Below are 17992 nucleotides of genomic sequence, written 5' to 3'. Positions count from 1 at the left end.
AATTTTAGCGATTGGAAAAGGCGTACACAAAAGAGATTTTGCTCGCCGTATCAGTTTTTTCCGTTCTTCCGCTTGGCGGGTCAGTGTCATATCTCGCGTCAAAGGAAAAACGGGCCGATACATCATTGAACAGGTTGGCCGTAAGCGACAGACCATTGATAAATTGAGTGGACGCTTGCGTGTAAACGGCGTTTGTATCGTTTGAGAAGGTTACATTGTCATTGAACTGATAGTTAAAAGTAGAACCCGCACGAAGCGCGACACTATCTTCGCGGTCACTCGGATAGAAGATGTCATTGCGCGTGGTGGCTTGGACAACGTCAAAGCGCCAACCCGGCCCACCTTCAATTGTCCAAGTCGCTTTGTCGCCTTCAAGTGCAATATAACCAATACCACCCCCGACGAATGTGCGGCTGTCAAACCCTGAAAACTGGTCTTGTTCGTGTGTCGTGCGGCCATAAGCTGACCAGCGTGGATTATCGAATTTTCGGTCTAATTGTGCTGCTGTGAAAATGCGGTTTTTGTTTTCTGTGCTGGCATTTTCACCATAGTCGGCTTTGAATTCTCCTGATTGGCGCCAAATATTGCCTTCTCGCGAGAGCTTTAGCCCAATCCCCACATCCTTTGTTTCAGTGTTTCCTGTCGTGTAGCCGGCAGTAAAAGAGCCCTCACCATTATAAGTGGCTTGTGCGTAGGCCGACATCGAGATTGAACTAATACCTAGGAGAAGAAGGGGGGAGAACTTCATCGGGGAGAATCCTGCATTTTATAATATACGCGGTGTGTCACTATTAGGGGTGTTTTAAAAGTGATGAACATGTTTTTTTTGAGGTAGTTATCCTTAACGCACCATAACTGACACCTTGGTTCAAGAGTCTGCTTACAGTTCTGACGAAAAGTTAAAGTTACAGATATAAAGTGGCGCGGCTCTTTAGAAAGAACCGCGCCACTTTTGATTTTCTGCTAGCCGTCTGTGGAGTTAAGCTTTTGCTTGTGCACTCACATCGCCGTGACAATGTTTGTATTTTTTACCAGAGCCACACGGACAAGCTGAGTTGCGTGGGGTGCGATCCCAAGCTGCCGGCGTTGAAGTTTGAGGTTCTTCAGCGCGCTCATTTTGGCCAGTCTGTGGGTCTATGTGTGTTTCAAATACCGCTTTAGGCGGTTCTGCTGGTGTAACTTCCGTTGGTGCAGGACCATCATCCGCAGCGACTTGTAAACGCATAAGCATTGTTGTGACGGCGCTTCTTAAGTCGGTTAGAAGTGCTTCAAAGAGTGCGAATGCTTCAGATTTGAATTCATTTAGAGGGTCACGTTGCGCATAACCGCGAAGGTGAACAACTGAGCGTAATTGGTCTAGGTTTGAAAGGTGCTCACGCCAGCGCGTGTCGACTTCCTGAAGGAGAACCTGTTTTTCAATCCAGCGCATACGCTCTTCACCGACGCCAATGGCTTTCTTAGCATAGGCATCATCAGCAAATTCAATAAGTTTATCTGCAACTTCTTCAGTTGCCACACCTTCTGCATCAGCCCATGTGCGGATTGGTGCAGGCAGAGCGAGTTCTTCAAGGACAGTTTTTTCTAGACCATCAATATCCCATTGCTCATGGAATGCTTTTTCAGGCATGTGCAAATGCACCATTGCCTCAAGCGTCTGATGGCGCATGTCGCGGATATCTTCGGAGACATCTTTTGCATGCATGAATTCGATACGCTGTTCAAAGATCGCTTTACGCTGATCATTGATCACATCATCATATTTTAGAAGGTTTTTACGAATCTCGAAATTGCGTTGCTCAACACGGCGTTGGGATGTTTCGAGTGCCTTGTTCATCCAAGGGTGGATAATGGCTTCACCTTCTTCAATTCCCAAGCGGCGCATGATGGAATCAAGGCGATCTGCTGCAAAAATACGAAGAAGATCATCTTCTAAACATATAAAGAATTTAGAGCGACCTGGGTCACCCTGACGGCCTGTGCGACCACGCAACTGGTTGTCGATACGGCGGCTTTCATGGCGCTCAGTGGCGAGAACATATAAACCACCTGCTTCAAGAGCTATTTTCTTTTTCTCTTCGATGTCTGCGGCGATTTCGCTCTTTAAAGCATCCGCTTCTTCCGGCGTGAGTTCGCGTCCTAGCTTGGATTCTTTTTCGGCAGTTTCCTGCTCGATACGCATTTCCAAATTACCACCAAGTTGGATATCTGTACCGCGACCGGCCATGTTGGTCGCAACGGTAATCGCACCTGGTACACCTGCTTGCGCAACGATTTGAGCCTCTTGCTCGTGGTGTAAGGCGTTGAGAACTTGGTGTTTTACGCCTCTATTGGCGAGCAATGTTGAGAGAAGCTCAGATTTTTCAATAGAAACTGTACCAACAAGAACAGGTTGTCCGCGTTTTGCACAATCTTCCAAATCATCAATGATTGCGTTGAATTTTTCTTTTGCGGTCCGGTAAACTACATCGTCATCGTCTATACGCTGAATAGGTTTATTCGTAGGTATCTCGATCACACCTAATTTGTAGATGTCAGAGAATTCATCCGCTTCCGTTGAGGCCGTTCCCGTCATACCAGATAGTTTATCGTATAGCCGGAAATAATTTTGGAATGTAATAGAAGCTAGCGTTTGGTTCTCAGGCTGGATGTTTGCTTTTTCTTTAGCTTCAATCGCCTGATGAAGCCCTTCAGAAAGGCGGCGACCGGGCATCATGCGGCCTGTAAACTCGTCAATAAGGACAACTTCACCCTTTTGAACGATGTAATCAATATCGCGTTTGAAGAGCTTGTGAGCACGCAAAGCTTGGTTTGCGTGGTGAACTACAGAAACATTTGAAGGCTCATACATAGAACCTTCGAGCAATTCAGCTTGAGTCAGTAATTCTTCTAGTTTTTCATTCCCTTGTTCCGTGAAAACAACGGATTTTTGTTTTTCGTCTTTTTCAAAATCGTCGTCTTCAAGAAGAGGGATGATATTATTAAGCTTGATGTAAAGCTCTGAACGGTCATCCGTTGGGCCAGAAATAATAAGTGGTGTGCGACTTTCATCAATCAGGATAGAGTCCACCTCATCCACGATACAATAACGATGGCCGCGCTGCACCATATCGGCCAATGAGTATTTCATGTTGTCGCGTAGATAGTCGAAACCAAACTCGTTGTTTGTTCCGTAAGTAATGTCCGCTGCGTAAGCTTCACGACGTTGATTGTCGTCCATGCCATGAACAATTGTACCCCAGCTCATGCCGAGGAAATTATAAACCTGTCCCATCCATTCAGCATCACGTTGGGCAAGATAATCATTCACCGTAATAACGTGAACACCTTTGCCTTCTAGGGCATTCAGATAGGTTGGTGCAGTGGCCACAAGTGTTTTACCTTCACCTGTCCGCATTTCTGCAATGTTACCTGCATGCATTACCATGCCGCCGATAAGCTGCGTATCGAAGTGTCGTAGACCTATGGAACGTTTTGCAGCCTCACGGACAGTGGCAAAGGCTTCAGGCAAGATATCGTCCAATGGTGCACCATTGGCTATCTTCTGTTTGAACTCTGCCGTTCGACCTCGCAATGCATCATCTGATAAAGCTTCAGTTACCGGCTCAAGCGCGTTGATTTGCTGCACGCGAGCGCGGAAAGGCTTCAAATTGCGATCGTTAACGGAACCAAATAGTTTCTGGGCGATTCCAAACATAAGTACACTACCGTTCGACTACCCGTAATGGGTGTAAATAACTATTAAGGCCTTAGCAGTGGATTTACCGCCGATAAGACCCAGAGGGAGGGTTTTGTCTAACTTTAAATGGTTTACATAAGCAAAACCGTTGATGGAGAGGTAAGCAGCGCCCCCTAGTGTGTCAATGCGACTTGGGCGCTTAGGTGCAGCATTGGGCCGTTAAGTACGATTTTTCATGCAGTTCGAGCCAATTCTGACGAATTTATCTCGACTAATTGAAGCTCCATTCGTATTGAGAAGCTCTATTGGCTTTCTTGCATACGTAGAAATCTCTTCTTCGTTCAGTATTGAACTTATTCATATGGGAAATAGAATCATGCATCTCAAACAAACTGAGACACGCAACATATCCCGAACAATCAAATCAATTTTTGTATCAGTGGGCGCAATTATGCTTTTGTCTGCTTGTGAAGATGAGCAGGCGATTTTGATACAGCCGCAAGCAAATGCATCTGATGATGCAGTGATTGCAGCGACTGTAGATGGATATGTTATTTATGTTTCTGATGTGGAATTGGAAGCAGAAGGACAGGGCGTTCTTCTACCTGGCCGGAAGCTTGATCCAGATACACCTGAATTTACAAGAATATTGAACTCTCTGATTGATGATCATTTGTTGTCTAGGGAAGCTGAGCGTCAGAATTTAGATAAAGATCCTGCGATTGAGCATCGTTTGAAGGTAATTAGGAATAGATTACTCGGAAATTTATTGTTGTCGCAAGGCGTGGATGAGGCATCCATCGAAAAATATTACGAGACGTCGATAAATCTAAAGCAATTGCAATTGGGTGAAGAATACCGCGTACGCCAAATTGTGCTTCCAACAAAGGAAGCCGCCCAATCAATGCTGAAACAAATGAATGCAGACACAGATTTTGCAGTCTTGGCTTCCAATCGTTCTATCGATGAAAAGACGAGACTAGAGGGCGGTGATCTTGGGTTTGTGAACCCAGAAACCGCGCCGCTTGCTTTGGCGAATGCCATCAAAAACACTGCAATGGGCGGTGTCTCCCAACCGTTTGAAACACGTAAAGGTTGGGTGGTGATTAAAGTAGAAGAAAAGCGGCCAGAACCTTTGCCGACACTGCAAGAGCTGCGTCCTCAGATATGGGATTTTCTAATCGCGACGGAATTGGAACGTCTGCTGAAAAAACTTCACAAGGATGCGACTATTATCCGTTCGTTTGATGAAGTTGAGGGCCCAATAATGGACGCGTTTACACAAGCTCCAGAAATTGATGAAGACGGCAATCCTGTTGAGCCTGCTGTAAGCGCTGAAACGGAATCTGAATAAATTTATTACGAACGCAATGAAAGCATGACCCCATGGCTAAAAAACAAATGACGAAATCACCATTAGCCCCACAATCAACTCCTGTTTTGCCAAAAATCGAAGGTGTTGAATTTGCAGTGGGAAGTAACGGTTTCTATGGGGATCGCAATGACGTGTTCATCGCTCGTTTCGCGGAGCCAGCATCTGCAGCGGGCGTGTTTACGCGGTCATCTACACGATCTGCAGACGTGGATTGGTGTCGCCAAGCTTTAGAAAATGGTGGTGGTATAGCGCATGGCGTTGTCGTCAACGCTGGCAATTCGAATGCATTCACGGGTGCTGCGGGGATTGCTAAAAACGACGCAACTGTCGCTGCAATGTGTGAGCTAATTGGGTGTGATGAATCCAATGTGTTTCTTGCTGCAACCGGTGTGATTGGTGAGCCGTTGGAGCCCAACCTTGTCGCGAACAAAGTGAAAGAGATCTGGCCTTCTTTGGGGAGCGCAAGCCTTAATGATGTCGGGGCGGCTTTCATGACAACCGACACCTTTCCCAAAGCAAGCCATGTTCAAGTGAATATGGATGGTGCCGATGTTAGGATTGCAGGGGTCGTTAAGGGCTCAGGAATGATTATGCCCAACATGGCTACAATGTTGGGATATATTTTTACTGATGCCAATCTATCTCCGGCCGTCTGCCAGGCGCTTTTATCGCGTTTTACAGATGAAACGTTCAACTGCATTACTGTGGATGGTGACACATCTACTTCCGACACCGTTATGTTGTTTGCGACGCGGAAAAGTGGCCCATATATTGATGATCTAAGTGATCCTCAACTCGAAGCGTTTGCAACAGGGTTACGTAGCTTAATGCATGACCTTGCTGTGCAAATCGTCCGAGATGGGGAAGGGGCCACCAAGCTGATTGAGATAGCTGTAGAGGGAGCGGTATCTGATGCTTCAGCTAAAATAATTGCGTCGAGTATCGCTAATTCACCCCTCGTAAAAACAGCACTTGCTGCATCCGATGCAAATTGGGGGCGTATTGTGATGGCTGTTGGGAAGACCGATCAACCGGTAGAGAGAGAAGCCATAAGTATTTGGTTTGGCGACATTCAGGTTGCCGAAAACGGAATGAGAGCGGCTAACTATTCCGAAGAAGCGGCTAGTAAAGCTTGTCAGGCGGAAGAGATTTTTATTCGAGTGAGCGTCGGAGCTGGTGCAGGAGAAGCGACAGTTTGGACATGTGATCTTACACATGGTTACGTGGATATTAATGGATCTTATCGAACTTAAACTCCAATGCTAACTGGAACTTGAAAGAAGTGTATTAAACAGATGGAAGATTTAAAGCTTGTGCTGGTTTCAGCCGTTGCTCTCGTGAGAGAAGATGGGTGTTTGTTGTTGGCGCAGCGACCGGAAGGTAAGAGTTTAGCAGGTCTCTGGGAGTTCCCTGGCGGTAAGGTTGAAGAGGGTGAAAGCCCAGAATTTGCCCTCGTTAGAGAGTTAAAAGAGGAATTGGGAATTGATGTTGATACACAAGATTTTGTGCCATTTTCATTCGCTTCGCATACCTACGAAACATTTCACCTCCTAATGCCGGTTTTTCTGTGCCGTAAATGGCAAGGAGAACCAAAAGGGTGCGAAGGCCAATCTCTGGCTTGGGTTACCGCAAATGATTTGGTGAAATATCCTACGCCACCCGCTGATGTGGGGCTTATGGATGAATTTAGAAGATGGACTGGAGACAAGATATGTGGGGAGCAAAAGTTAGATACGTTCTAAAACAAGTCTTGTCGGACAAGTCTGGGGCGACAGCTATCGAATATGGGTTGATAGTTTCATTAATCGCAGTGGCAATTCTCTCTGGTGCAGAATTACTGGGATCTTCAAATGCAGCTCAGATCGAGAATGTTGCTGTCCAATGGGATGCTGCGGTCGCGTCTCAATCTAAATAATTTAGAATTTACAAGACATGAAAAGCCTTCGATGTTTATCGAGGGCTTTTTTGTTCAACGCTTCCTAAGGCTTCAGCAAGACTTGCTTTAGCGGAGCCACGACGAAGAGGTTGAGGTTGATCGGGTCCTGGCGACCAGCCTGAAGCGGTAATAATTTCAAATGTTGTCAAATACTTACCGTCTTTATCAGTGAATTTTTCACTATATATTTCTAGGGCACGAAATAAAATTGTACGTGTGAGATTGGGTGACTTTTTTGTCTGACTTGTAGTTGCTGGAGCTGAGGTTTCACCCATTCCGCGTAAATCATTGAAAAGTGTAAATGGATTGGAATAACGCACCTTTACGGTCTCGGTATCCGCTACGGGCATGACGAAGCCAGCGCGTTGTAGAAGGGATGACATATCTTGAATATCAGCGAAGGGAGAGATCCGCATTGCCGCGCCGCCACGAATTTCGGTTTCGGCTTCTATCAGGCAAGTCCTTAATTCATTTAAAGTTTTCCCACCAAGCATTTGACCAATAAATAATCCGTCTGGTTTGAGGACATTTCTGATTTGCATAAGTGTGCCGGGCAGGTCGTTTACCCAATGCAGGGATAAGCTAGAGATGACAGCATCGAAGCTGAAGGGTTTGAAGGGGAGAAATTCCTCATCAGCAGCAGCTCTTAAACCCGAAGCGGCGGATATGAAATTGGGGGATAGGTCTGTGCTTATTATCGTTTCAACACGATCAGAAATCGGCTTTCTAGCCCGGATTTCCTTTGTCGCTTCACCAGAATGAGCGCCTAAGTCCAAGATTAGATCAAAAGGACGGGGGACAACATCAAGTCTATCCGCAAGATCTTCGGCAGCACGTTTTTTTATAAAGTCATGATTTTTAAAGTGTTTTGCTGCGCGATTTCTGTGTTTTTTGACGAGCCTTCTATCAAAAACTACAGGTGCGCCAATAGCTTGCGTGGTTGGTGGCGCAAGTTTTGCTGAGTCAGGCTTGTGGGAAGCTGAAGAGGGGGCGTTTGGGGAATTTGAATTTTTAGATGAAGATGTCATGGCGCAAATATGCTTTTTTCCAAGCGTTAGGCAATCGTCTACGGCGACTAATCCTATGGATTGATGAACTTATTTGGCCAAAACGTTCCATTGTGACGGGTAAGCAACTTGCTGGCCCAGGGCTTATTGAGCCTGAGTTTTGGACAAAAATTCGCTTTTTAGATTGCCCTGTGTGTGCGTGCTGTGGTGCGCCTGTTGAGGCCCTGCAGGATGTGAGGGATGCTTATGCTATGGAGGAGTGTGCTGCGTGTATTGCGCGTGCACCTACGTTTGATAGAGCAAGGGCAGTGTTTGCTTATGATGAGGTCACAAGCCAGTTAGTGCTACGGTTTAAAAACGGTGGAGATCGGTCTGTACTTGGCCAAGTTGCAGATTGGGTTTGTCAAATCGCGAATGATTTAATTATTGATGCAGATTATATTATGGCAGTTCCTCTTCACCCAACGCGGTTGCGTAAACGGGGGTATAACCAGTCGCTTTGGCTAGCAGCAGCGATTGCGCGTAAGACTGGAAAAACACTGTCGCACCACATGCTCAAGCGAAAGAAAAATACATTATCGCAAGCAGGACGAAGTGCGTCGGGACGACGGCGCAACGTTGAGGGTGCGTTTCATATACCTAAGAGGCATTTAAAACGTCTTGAGGGAAAGCGGGTCGTGCTGATAGATGATGTTTTCACAACAGGTGCAACTGTTGAGGCTTGTGCGAAGTGTTTAAAACGCTCAGGTGTAGCACATGTTGATGTGGTAACACTGGCACGCGTTGTAAGTCCTGTAGATCCCACTATATAATTTTATTGTCCCAATGAGTCTAAAGGAATATTTTATGGCCAAAGTTACGATCTACACGCGCGCAATGTGCCCTTACTGTTCGCGCGCCGTTTCGCTTTTGAAGAAAAAAGGTGTAGACTTTGAAGAGATTGATGCCGGTCGTGATCCTGCTAAAAAGCAAGAAATGATTCAACGTTCTCAAGGTGGATCTACTTTTCCGCAGATTTTCATTGGAAATGAACACATTGGCGGGTGCGATGAGATGATGGCATTAGAGCGCAATGGTGCTCTGGATAATATGCTAAGTTAAAAGTAATAGCGAAGTGTAGTCTGGCTGGATTTTGGAGGCGGACTACGCTTTCAGAGGAAGTAAGAAGGCGCATTTCGATGATTAAATATGCCCTTTGCTGCATTGGGGAGCACGAGTTTGAAGCTTGGTTCCCTTCGTCAGATGCATATGATGACCAAGTTAAAGCTGGTCTTGTTGAATGTCCCGTATGTGGCTCAAGCAAGGTGAGTAAGCAGATTATGGCACCTGCGGTACGGGATTCAGGTCGAAAATCTGGCCGACCAACCACGCCAAATTCTGACTCTATGCCTACGCCTGAAGATATTGAGCGCGTGGCGTCTAAAGTGCGTGAGCATATTGCCAAAACACATTCTTATGTGGGCGATAAATTCGCTGATACAGCGAGGGCTATGCATTATGGTGATGTGGAGACTCGCTCCGTATGGGGAGAGGCAACCCCAGAAGAGGCGAAATCCTTAGCGGATGAAGGCGTTTCTGCTGTACCTTTGCCAGAGCCCTTTGCGCCGCCTTCACCCAAAGAAGGCAAAAAGCTGAATTAGCACTGGCTTGCTTTCATTTTTACGCATGCTTCGTGTAATGCTTGTAAAAATCTTGAACGGTCAGCTTGTGAAAAAGGAGCTGCGCCACCTGTTTGCTCTCCAGTTGAACGCAATTGTTCCATAAGTGCGCGTGTGGCAACTGCCGCGCCGATGGTTTCCTTTGTGAAGGCTTTGCCATCGGGTTTTAGAACGATTGCATCTTTTTCAAGTGAGCGTTCGGTAAGCAAAATATCATCTGTAATCACAATCGTTTGCTTATGACTCTGCTCGGCAATCCAGTTGTCAGCTTCATCTGGGCCAGCTTCAACAACCATTTGCTTAACATTTGGCATGCGCGGAACTTGCAAAAAGGAGTTGGAAACAACCCAAATAAGCGCACTGTGACGTTCGCCAACTTTGAAGATTTCATTCTTAACAGGACAAGCGTCTGCGTCGATTAAGATTGTAATTTGTGACGTCACTTAAAAGCCTGCACCTGGACGGCTGAGATAGTCTGTTTCAGCATGAGTAGATGTGCGTTCCAAAACCTTGTTACGGTGTGGGAAACGACCATATTGAGCGATGACATCACGATGCTTTACGGCGAATTTATGCCCGTTTCTGATTGTCTCAATATAAGCGTCGTCAGTATCTTCAATGAGGCTTGCAAACAGAGAGACACATTTGTCTTGGTCGTCTATGTTTTCAGAATGCATGAGCGGCATATAGAAGAAATAGCGCTTGATAGGCGCAAGCCCCTTATCTTCGTCTTGAGCTAAACCTTCTTTGCAAAGTTCAAGAGCTAGCGGATCGTTTTCGAAGGCGTAAGGTGTGTCGCGAAAAATACTGCGTGTGAATTGATCTAAAGCAATAATGGATGCCAACCGCTCGGCAGGACCTCTTTCAGCCCAAGACTGACCTAGTCCAGAGGCAAGGCGTGCCAGCAATTTAAGGCTACGAGAGGCGATTAGACGATCAAGTTCTTCATCACCATTCCACCAGAATGAATTGCGTTCAGACAGTTTTTCAGGATTTGTAGCTGCATCTTCAAACCAGAAATTCAAGACGTCGCCTGGGCTTTGAAGAGGGCGTGTTGCGCGTTTGTGTTCGAGCATGTTGCGGCCAATCATGGCGTTATCTGTAAACATGGTCGTGTTTATCCCTTTATCCCAGCTTTGAAGGCGAGATTTTATGAAAACTCACCGTGTGTTCAATATCATATATGCCGTTTGAAACAGAATTTGAACACTTCATATGTGTTATTCTGATTTAGACGCAACACACATGTAATTGACCATTGTGTCTGAGGACAAGGACCATTCTCCAGATAGGGGATTATAGCTCACCCCAGTGGTTTCTTCTATTTGCATATGTCCGGCTTTTAACGCGTTTCTGACTTCATCGGGTTTGACGAGTTTGTGAAATTCATGCGTGCCCTTGGGAAGCCAACCCATAATATATTCCGCACCAACAATGGCGAGTGCAAAAGCCTTACTCGTGCGGTTGATGCTGGCCACAAAAATTAATCCGCCCGGTTTAACCAAGCTTGCTGTATCTTTGATAAATTGATGGGCGTCCGCCACGTGCTCGACGACTTCGAGATTGAGGACGACATCAAATTTTTCTTCGTTTTTTTCTACGAGTTCTTCTGCTGTGCCAATGCGGTAATCAATATCCACACCATTTTCTTGGGCGTGAGTCATTGCAGTTTTAATATTGGCTTCACCTGCATCCACAGATGTCATGCGTGCGCCAAGGCGAGCCATAGGTTCGGAAACTAAGCCGCCGCCGCAGCCAATATCCAAAATATGCAAGCCTTGAAGCGGTGTTCTCTGTGTGTCGTCCAAGTTGAAATGCGAAGTGATTCTGTCACGTAAGAAAGCTAGTCTTACGGGATTAAATTTGTGAAGAGGCTTGAACTTGCCTTTAGGGTCCCACCATTCAGAAGCCATTGCACGAAATTTTTCTATTTCATTTTCATCAATGCTTGGCCCGTTTGCGTTGTTTATTTTGTCGCTATGGGAAGACATATATTCAAGACTTTCAGTTTTTCTAGGCAAATTGATAGGTTTGGCACCTGAATCTGCCTTGTCATTGCTCAAAGAAGTGGCCATTTTCATGCTTAGGGAATATCAGCATTTGCATCAAATCAATCTGCGGCATAAAAGACCTGCGAGCTCACATATATGGGCAATCGCTTTTGCACCATGTTGAGAAAGACTATTAGATAAAAATAAGTTTGCTTTGGCAATGATAACTACACTGGAATAATCCGACTAAATGAAACGTACAGTTCTAAAATTCGGCGGCACATCAGTCGCCAACATAGAGCGGATTGAGCGCGTCGCTGACATTGTGGCGAAGCGCGTCGAAGACGAAGGCGGCGGTTTCGCTGTTGTCGTTTCCGCTATGTCCGGCGAAACGAATAAGCTTGTTGGATATGCAGATGAAGCTGCGGGCGGAAAGCTCGTGGGTGATCAGTATGATGATGAGTATGATGTTGTCGTCGCATCAGGTGAGCAGGTCACATCTGGCCTACTTGCGCTTGCATTGCGTAAGCGTGGTCATCGTGCACGCTCTTGGCTTGGCTGGCAGCTCGCTATGCGCACAGATACAGCGCATGGAAAAGCGCGTATTCTTGGCTTTGATGGCGATGATTTTTGCAACAGCGTTGATGGCGGTGAAATTGCTGTCATTGCTGGTTTTCAGGGGGTTAGCCCTGAGGGGCGTATATCTACGCTAGGGCGTGGAGGTTCCGACACAAGTGCGGTGGCAGCAGCTGCAGCGCTTCAAGCGGATGTGTGTGACATCTATACAGATGTTGATGGTGTTTACACAACCGACCCGCGGATCGTGCCGAAAGCACGTCGCATGGAAAAAATTTCATATGAAGAGATGCTTGAATTAGCATCATTGGGTGCCAAAGTGCTTCAAACACGGTGTGTTGAACTTGGTATGAATCACAATGTTCCTATTCGTGTCCGGTCTAGTTTTGTCGAAGATGGCGATGCATTCCCGGGTACATTGGTCTGTAATGAGGAAGAGATCGTGGAAAAACAAGTTGTTAGCGGAATTGCATATTCTCGCGATGAAGCAAAATTTACACTGCTAGGACTGCCCGACAATCCGGGTGTGGCAGGCGACTTGTTTCAAGCTTTGTCTGAAGCTGGCGTAAATGTGGACATGATTGTTCAGGCGGATTCAAAAACGCTGGGCAAAAAGAACATGGTTTTCACGACGGCTGATCGCGATGCTGAACTTGCGCGCCAGACAATCGAGAAAGTACGTGATAAGCTGGAATATGATGGTTTGGAACTAAACCGCAATGTGGCGAAAGTTTCTGTTGTGGGTGTTGGAATGCGCAGTCATACAGGTGTTGCAACATTGATGTTTAAAGCACTGTCAGCAAAAGGCATTAACATTGCCGTTATCTCCACATCTGAAATCAAGATTTCCGTTCTGATCGAAGATGCTTATACCGAGCTTGCTGTGCGGACACTCCACACAGCTTATGGTTTGGATACAGAATAAAGTCTGGTTAGTTTGATCATTTGAATTAAACTGATCTTCAGTCCTAACGTTTGGAATACCCACGTGTTCGATGCCGTTGAACGCAACCTATCGAATATGTGGGTAGACTACTAAGGAAATGCACTTGATGAGCCCCAACAGGACTTTTGTTGCAGCCGGTACAGCTCGCCTCTTAATGAGTCGTCTTCGCGAACTCATGGCGAGTGAAGCAGAGCAGCAGGAGAGGCTTGACCGTGTCGTCCAGCTTATTGCGACAACTATGGTTGCGGACGTGTGCTCTATTTATGTGCGTTCAGGTGATAACAGCCTTTTATTGATGGCGACGGAAGGTTTGGAGCGTGAAGCTGTAGGCCGGACGCGTCTTGCTGAAAATGAAGGTTTGGTTGGGTTGATCGCCTCGTCAGCGCGGCCTAAACGCCTGAAAAATGCGCCAAGTCACCCAAGGTTTTCCTATCGTCCAGAAACAGGCGAAGATCCCTATCATGGTTTTCTGGGGGTCCCCATTTTGCGCGGGGGCCGCGTCTTGGGTGTATTGGTTGTTCAAAACCGTACCGAGCGCAATTATGATGATGAGGAGATGGAGTCTCTTCAGACAATTGCTATGGTCCTAGCAGAGATTGTCGCGATTGCGCTTGATGAGCGTATCGGACTTGACTTGCGGGCCTTGCCACCTGGGGAGATTTCAGGGAGGTCTCTCAATGAAGGATTGGGCATTGGTCCAGTTCATCTGCATGACCCTGTTGTTTCGCCTGCGCGTTTTTTCTCTCAAGATCCCGAAGCTGAAGGCGAGCGTTTAGATGCTGCGCTTGCAGGATTGCGCCAATCCATTGATACCATGCTCAATCGTGCGACGCCTGTATTGTTTGGTGAAAGCCGCGATGTTCTTGAAACATATCGTTTATTTGCGCATGACCCTTCATGGGAAACCCGTTTGCATGACGCCATACAATCGGGTTTATCAGCAGAAGCGGCGGTAGACCGTACACGGCGTGAGCACCGCGTGCGATTGGAGAATGCGAAAGATGCCTATTTACGTGAGCGTCTGCATGATTTTGAAGATTTAGAGAACCGTTTGCTGCGTCATTTATCGGGAGAAGGGGCTGCGGACCATAAGCCCTTGCCGGGTTCTATCCTTGTGGCCAGTCGATTGGGGCCGGCTGAACTGCTTGAGTATCGTGACTGCAACCTGTCTGGTATCGTGCTGGAAGAAGGCGGCGCGGGGTCTCATGCTGCGATTGTGGCCCGTGCGATTGGTGTGCCTGCAATTGGTGATGCTGAAGGTATTGTAAGCCGTGTTGAGCAAGGCGATGAAGCCATTGTCGATGCGATTACAGGCATGGTGTTTTTGCGTCCAACCCATGATGTTGTTGATACCTATAATCAGCGCATTATTATTTCGGGTGATGAACGTGCAGAATATGCCAAATTGGTGGACCTGCCAGCTGTTACTAAAGACGGTGTAAAATTCGAGTTGTTTTTAAATGCTGGACTTTCATTCGACCTAGACCATTTAGAAGCGACGGGAGCTGAGGGGGTTGGATTATTCCGAACCGAGTTTCAGTTCCTTTCTTCGCAAACTGTACCGACATTAGAAGAGCAAGCCGCTTTTTATGAAGATGCGATGGCCCGCGTTGGCGATCGGTCTATGGTATTTAGAACGCTTGATCTTGGTGGTGATAAAGTTGCGCCATTTATGGGCGGGGATCGTGAAGAGAACCCAGCTTTGGGATGGCGGGCTTTGCGGCTTGCATTGGATAAGCCGTATTTCTTCCGGCGTCAGCTGAGAGCACTTATTCGCGCATCAAAGAGCCGACCGCTTCGATTAATGTTTCCTATGGTGTGCTCGGTGAAGGAATTTATTGAAGCACGCGCACTTGTTGATGCTGAAATTGAGTGGGCGAAAAAGTTTGGCCGCGAAACGCCGTCTAAACTTGAAGTCGGCGCAATGGTGGAAACACCTTCGTTTGCATTCTCGATTGATGCACTGAAAGACAAGGTTGATTTCTTGTCTGTGGGTACGAATGATTTGATGCAGTTTTTCTTTGCGGCTGACCGCGAAAACAAACTTGTATCAGAACGGTACGATTTATTGAGCTATCCTGCTTTAAGCTTAATGAAGCACATAGTTGAAAGTGCAAATCGTGCACAGATTCCAATTTCAATTTGTGGTGAGGCCGCTGGGCGTCCGTTAGAGGCGCTTGTTTTAGCGTGTTTGGGCTATCGCAGACTATCCATGCAAGGGGCTAGATTAGGCCCAATGAAGCGTATGATACGCGGCATGGAGTTTGCGAAGGTGAGTGAGAAAGTAAATTTTCTGATTGATTCTCAAACCACAGACCTTCGTAAAGAAATATTAAAGATCATTCAGCAATCTGACTTACAAGTTTAAAGCATTGCTATAGATGCTTTGTGTTGTTAACTAGTATTGTGGGTTGAGGGCGGGCCACGAACATTGGGTAAAACCCGGAACGGATCGTTTTATGAGTAACGCTGCTAATAAGAACGGCGAAAATTCAGAAGCAATGGAAGTCGCAAGTGCAAACGCTGTCGACCACAAAGTGACGAGTCCAAATTCATCGAACAAACCGTCCGATATAAAACCTGATATACCCGATACAAACAAAACATCTCCCAAAAACTCTGGGGCTGGTGATGCGCCTGTTGCAGCGAGTAAACCGCCGCACTTGGTCGTCGTCGCACCAGATGCTTTGAATGCGGAACGCATGGGACCGCGCTTACGTGCTGCACGTGAAGCGAAAGGTTGGACGCTGGAAGTTGCGTCAAAAGAAACACGTATCCACAAAGACTATCTTGGCGCTATTGAAGATATGATGCCGAACTTGCTGCCCGGCATGCCAAAATATCAATCTTATCTGCGTGGGTATTTAGGAAATTATGCAAAGGCTTTGGGAATTTCCGACCCGCAAGATGTGACCACTCGCTTTTTGAGTGAATGTGGTTTGCTTGCTATGGAATTGACGGAAGAAGAAGCTGCGACTGTTTTGAAGAAAACAGCTGAAAAACAAAGCCGCTCTTGGATTGTACCTGTGCTGGCATCAGTTGCAGCAACTATGGTTGCCTGCGCTATTGGCGGTGCATTGATTTTGAAGCCTTGGAAGGCAGACGAAACACCTGTCACTATTGCTAAGGTGAATGCGTCGCCTAAGACAAGTTTTACAAATTCAGAAGCGCTTGCACCTGTATCCGCTTCCGATCTGACATTGCGTGCGATTGAGCGCAGTTGGATTGAGGTGCGCGGATCAGATGGTACAGTATATTTGTCGCGTGAACTTGCGCCTGGTGATGTTTATGTGCCGCGCGTTGGAGCGGGCTGGACGATTACCGCGAGAGATGGCGGTGCATTTGAATGGCGTCTAGCTGGTCAATCATTAGGTACATTGGATGAAGCAGGGCTTCCTGTATACTCAGCTGCCGTGGATGATGCGCTGAAGCGTAAACCGCTCGAAAGCAATGATCTATTAAATTAAGAGATTAGATTTCAATTTGAAATGGGACGCTTTTCGCTGCGCAAAGTGTGTGGTGGAACACTGTGTCTCATATCATTTTTTGAGTTTTCTCGTGTCTTCCCCCTTTACCCAAGAAGCACTTCGCGCCATCTGGTATTATAATCGTTCGCATATGATTTATATATGGCGGGATAGACGGAGTTTGAGTTCATGAATATTGATCAGGTCAGACCTTGGCGCGCGATTGAGCGTCGTAAATCTCGCAAAATCAAAATGGGTGATTTGGAAATTGGTGGTGATGCACCCATTAGTGTGCAGTCCATGACGAATACGCCAACCCAAGATGCGGGCGCAACAATTGATCAGATACGCAGATTAGAAGATGCAGGCGCGGATATTGTACGTGTGTCTTGCCCTGATGAAGACTCAACCGCCGCCTTAAAAGAGATTGTGAAGGCATCAAAAGTGCCTATCGTTGCTGATATCCACTTTCACTATAAACGCGGTATTGAGGCAGCAAAAGCGGGTGCGGCGTGTTTGCGGATCAATCCAGGAAATATCGGTTCAGCAGATCGTGTACGTGAAGTTGTTCAAGCTGCAAAAGATTACGGATGCTGTATTCGTATCGGTGTGAATGGCGGCTCGCTTGAACGGCATTTGCTCGAAAAATATGGTGAGCCATGTCCTGAGGCGATGGTTGAAAGCGCATTAGATCATGCGCGTATTTTGGAAGATCACGACTTTAGAGAATATAAGATTTCTGTAAAAGCATCCGATGTGTTTTTAACTGTCGCCGCATATCAAGGGCTGGCGGAAGCTACGGATGCGCCATTGCATCTTGGTGTAACAGAAGCGGGTCCGCTGCGTACAGGTGGAATTAAGTCTGCGATTGGAATGGGCAATCTGCTTTGGGCGGGAATAGGAGACACAATACGCGTGTCTTTGTCTGCAGACCCTGTGGAAGAGATCAAAGTTGGCTTTGACATGCTCAAATCGCTGAATTTGCGGACACGTGGCGTCAACATTATTGCTTGTCCATCCTGTGCGCGTCAGGGGTTTGACGTGATCAAGACTGTTGAAACACTGGAGCAACGCCTTGAGCATATTCGTGAATCTATCACGCTTTCTATTATTGGATGTGTTGTGAATGGACCCGGAGAAGCCGCAGGAACTGACCTTGGGTTTACTGGGGGCGGCAAAGATGCGGGCATGATGTATGTTGGCGGTAAGCCAGATCATAAGCTTTCTAACGCGGATATGGTCGAGCACATTGTTGAGCAGGTCGAAAAGCGCGCTGAATATCTACGCGGATTAGAAAAAGCTTAGCGGCGGTGTTCACATAGATGTGAAGATTGAAGGCTCGCTTTTTTCTGTGTTCGGT

17 protein-coding genes are annotated in these 17992 nt (G+C 46.7%); 11 read left to right on the top strand and 6 right to left on the bottom strand.

What is annotated here, in order from left to right; translation table 11 throughout:
* Positions 1-4: 4 nt before the first annotated feature.
* Positions 5-748 carry a DUF481 domain-containing protein gene (locus ACFQS8_RS06730; RefSeq protein WP_382166498.1) on the bottom strand — a complete coding sequence of 248 codons (744 nt, stop codon included), beginning with the start codon at positions 746-748 and terminating at the stop codon, positions 5-7.
* Positions 749-979: 231 nt separating this feature from the next.
* A complete protein-coding gene (secA, locus tag ACFQS8_RS06725; protein WP_382166497.1) occupies positions 980-3694 on the bottom strand; it encodes a preprotein translocase subunit SecA in 2715 nt (904 codons plus the stop codon).
* Between the two features lie 358 nt (positions 3695-4052).
* Here secA and ACFQS8_RS06720 point away from each other — a divergent pair, with 358 nt between their 5' ends.
* From ACFQS8_RS06720 to ACFQS8_RS06705, 4 genes are read left to right on the top strand one after another with little or no spacing between them, the layout of a single operon-like run.
* The gene (locus ACFQS8_RS06720) at positions 4053-5030 is read left to right on the top strand and encodes a peptidylprolyl isomerase (RefSeq protein ID WP_382166496.1); all 978 of its coding nucleotides are present in this window, start codon (positions 4053-4055) and stop codon (positions 5028-5030) included.
* Positions 5031-5077: 47 nt separating this feature from the next.
* Positions 5078-6304 (top strand): bifunctional glutamate N-acetyltransferase/amino-acid acetyltransferase ArgJ, encoded by a 1227-nt coding sequence (gene argJ / locus ACFQS8_RS06715; RefSeq protein ID WP_382166495.1) that lies wholly within the window; start codon positions 5078-5080, stop codon positions 6302-6304.
* A 42-nt stretch (positions 6305-6346) separates the two neighbouring features.
* Entirely contained in the window at positions 6347-6793 is a 447-nt protein-coding gene (gene mutT / locus ACFQS8_RS06710; protein ID WP_382166494.1) for an 8-oxo-dGTP diphosphatase MutT, read from the top strand.
* Positions 6763-6966 (top strand): Flp family type IVb pilin, encoded by a 204-nt coding sequence (locus ACFQS8_RS06705; RefSeq protein ID WP_382166493.1) that lies wholly within the window; start codon positions 6763-6765, stop codon positions 6964-6966. Before mutT ends, ACFQS8_RS06705 begins: the two co-directional genes overlap by 31 nt.
* A 35-nt stretch (positions 6967-7001) precedes the next feature.
* Here ACFQS8_RS06705 and ACFQS8_RS06700 read toward each other — a convergent pair whose 3' ends face one another.
* A complete protein-coding gene (locus ACFQS8_RS06700; RefSeq protein WP_382166492.1) occupies positions 7002-8015 on the bottom strand; it encodes a methyltransferase domain-containing protein in 1014 nt (337 codons plus the stop codon).
* On the opposite strand from ACFQS8_RS06700, the gene ACFQS8_RS06695 reads away from it, so the two are divergent.
* The 3 genes from ACFQS8_RS06695 to ACFQS8_RS06685 all read left to right on the top strand — a co-directional run bounded on the left by ACFQS8_RS06695 (position 8003) and on the right by ACFQS8_RS06685 (position 9634).
* Positions 8003-8806: a ComF family protein gene (locus ACFQS8_RS06695; RefSeq protein WP_382166491.1), complete on the top strand. Its 804-nt coding sequence runs from the start codon at positions 8003-8005 to the stop codon at positions 8804-8806. The genes ACFQS8_RS06700 and ACFQS8_RS06695 overlap by 13 nt on opposite strands.
* Before the next feature lie 34 nt (positions 8807-8840).
* Positions 8841-9095 (top strand): glutaredoxin 3, encoded by a 255-nt coding sequence (gene grxC / locus ACFQS8_RS06690; RefSeq protein WP_382166490.1) that lies wholly within the window; start codon positions 8841-8843, stop codon positions 9093-9095.
* Between the two features lie 77 nt (positions 9096-9172).
* On the top strand, positions 9173-9634 hold the full coding sequence (locus tag ACFQS8_RS06685) for a DUF1178 family protein (RefSeq protein ID WP_382166489.1): 462 nt from the start codon (positions 9173-9175) through the stop codon (positions 9632-9634).
* On the opposite strand, the gene ACFQS8_RS06680 is transcribed toward ACFQS8_RS06685, so the two are convergent.
* From ACFQS8_RS06680 to ubiG, 3 genes are all read right to left on the bottom strand, one after another.
* Complete coding sequence (locus tag ACFQS8_RS06680; protein ID WP_382166488.1) at positions 9631-10095, bottom strand: YaiI/YqxD family protein; 465 nt, start codon at positions 10093-10095, stop codon at positions 9631-9633. The genes ACFQS8_RS06685 and ACFQS8_RS06680 overlap by 4 nt on opposite strands.
* Positions 10096-10761 carry a DUF924 family protein gene (locus ACFQS8_RS06675; protein WP_382166487.1) on the bottom strand — a complete coding sequence of 222 codons (666 nt, stop codon included), beginning with the start codon at positions 10759-10761 and terminating at the stop codon, positions 10096-10098.
* A gap of 111 nt (positions 10762-10872) precedes the next feature.
* Positions 10873-11643: a bifunctional 2-polyprenyl-6-hydroxyphenol methylase/3-demethylubiquinol 3-O-methyltransferase UbiG gene (gene ubiG, locus ACFQS8_RS06670; RefSeq protein WP_382166595.1), complete on the bottom strand. Its 771-nt coding sequence runs from the start codon at positions 11641-11643 to the stop codon at positions 10873-10875.
* Between the two features lie 250 nt (positions 11644-11893).
* On the opposite strand from ubiG, the gene ACFQS8_RS06665 reads away from it, so the two are divergent.
* From ACFQS8_RS06665 to ispG, 4 genes are all read left to right on the top strand, one after another.
* Positions 11894-13144, top strand: coding sequence for an aspartate kinase (locus tag ACFQS8_RS06665; protein WP_382166486.1), 1251 nt, complete (start codon positions 11894-11896; stop codon positions 13142-13144).
* A gap of 127 nt (positions 13145-13271) precedes the next feature.
* The gene (gene ptsP / locus ACFQS8_RS06660) at positions 13272-15533 is read left to right on the top strand and encodes a phosphoenolpyruvate--protein phosphotransferase (RefSeq protein WP_382166485.1); all 2262 of its coding nucleotides are present in this window, start codon (positions 13272-13274) and stop codon (positions 15531-15533) included.
* Between the two features lie 91 nt (positions 15534-15624).
* On the top strand, positions 15625-16632 hold the full coding sequence (locus ACFQS8_RS06655) for a RodZ domain-containing protein (RefSeq protein WP_382166484.1): 1008 nt from the start codon (positions 15625-15627) through the stop codon (positions 16630-16632).
* Positions 16633-16821: 189 nt separating this feature from the next.
* Positions 16822-17937: a flavodoxin-dependent (E)-4-hydroxy-3-methylbut-2-enyl-diphosphate synthase gene (gene ispG, locus ACFQS8_RS06650; protein ID WP_382166483.1), complete on the top strand. Its 1116-nt coding sequence runs from the start codon at positions 16822-16824 to the stop codon at positions 17935-17937.
* Positions 17938-17992 lie beyond the last annotated feature (55 nt).

The sequence above is a fragment of the Hirschia litorea genome, assembly GCF_042665075.1.
GTDB classification, from domain to species: Bacteria; Pseudomonadota; Alphaproteobacteria; order Caulobacterales; family Hyphomonadaceae; genus Hirschia; species Hirschia litorea.
The sequence above is the reverse complement of the archived record's forward strand: the minus strand, read 5'-3'. Positions and strand labels throughout refer to the sequence as shown.

Bases quoted from the DNA above. Each gene is read 5' to 3' on its own strand.
- ACFQS8_RS06685 (WP_382166489.1), top strand. From the start codon at position 9,173: ATGATTAAATATGCCCTTTGCTGCATTGGGGAGCACGAGTTTGAAGCT.
- ispG (WP_382166483.1), top strand. From the start codon at position 16,822: ATGAATATTGATCAGGTCAGACCTTGGCGCGCGATTGAGCGTCGTAAA.
- ACFQS8_RS06700 (WP_382166492.1), bottom strand. From the start codon at position 8,015: ATGACATCTTCATCTAAAAATTCAAATTCCCCAAACGCCCCCTCTTCA.
- ubiG (WP_382166595.1), bottom strand. From the start codon at position 11,643: ATGTCTTCCCATAGCGACAAAATAAACAACGCAAACGGGCCAAGCATT.
- ACFQS8_RS06705 (WP_382166493.1), top strand. From the start codon at position 6,763: ATGTGGGGAGCAAAAGTTAGATACGTTCTAAAACAAGTCTTGTCGGAC.
- argJ (WP_382166495.1), top strand. From the start codon at position 5,078: ATGACGAAATCACCATTAGCCCCACAATCAACTCCTGTTTTGCCAAAA.
- ACFQS8_RS06730 (WP_382166498.1), bottom strand. From the start codon at position 748: ATGAAGTTCTCCCCCCTTCTTCTCCTAGGTATTAGTTCAATCTCGATG.
- grxC (WP_382166490.1), top strand. From the start codon at position 8,841: ATGGCCAAAGTTACGATCTACACGCGCGCAATGTGCCCTTACTGTTCG.
- ACFQS8_RS06665 (WP_382166486.1), top strand. From the start codon at position 11,894: ATGAAACGTACAGTTCTAAAATTCGGCGGCACATCAGTCGCCAACATA.
- mutT (WP_382166494.1), top strand. From the start codon at position 6,347: ATGGAAGATTTAAAGCTTGTGCTGGTTTCAGCCGTTGCTCTCGTGAGA.
- ACFQS8_RS06655 (WP_382166484.1), top strand. From the start codon at position 15,625: ATGAGTAACGCTGCTAATAAGAACGGCGAAAATTCAGAAGCAATGGAA.
- ACFQS8_RS06675 (WP_382166487.1), bottom strand. From the start codon at position 10,761: ATGTTTACAGATAACGCCATGATTGGCCGCAACATGCTCGAACACAAA.
- ptsP (WP_382166485.1), top strand. From the start codon at position 13,272: ATGAGCCCCAACAGGACTTTTGTTGCAGCCGGTACAGCTCGCCTCTTA.
- secA (WP_382166497.1), bottom strand. From the start codon at position 3,694: ATGTTTGGAATCGCCCAGAAACTATTTGGTTCCGTTAACGATCGCAAT.
- ACFQS8_RS06695 (WP_382166491.1), top strand. From the start codon at position 8,003: ATGAAGATGTCATGGCGCAAATATGCTTTTTTCCAAGCGTTAGGCAAT.
- ACFQS8_RS06720 (WP_382166496.1), top strand. From the start codon at position 4,053: ATGCATCTCAAACAAACTGAGACACGCAACATATCCCGAACAATCAAA.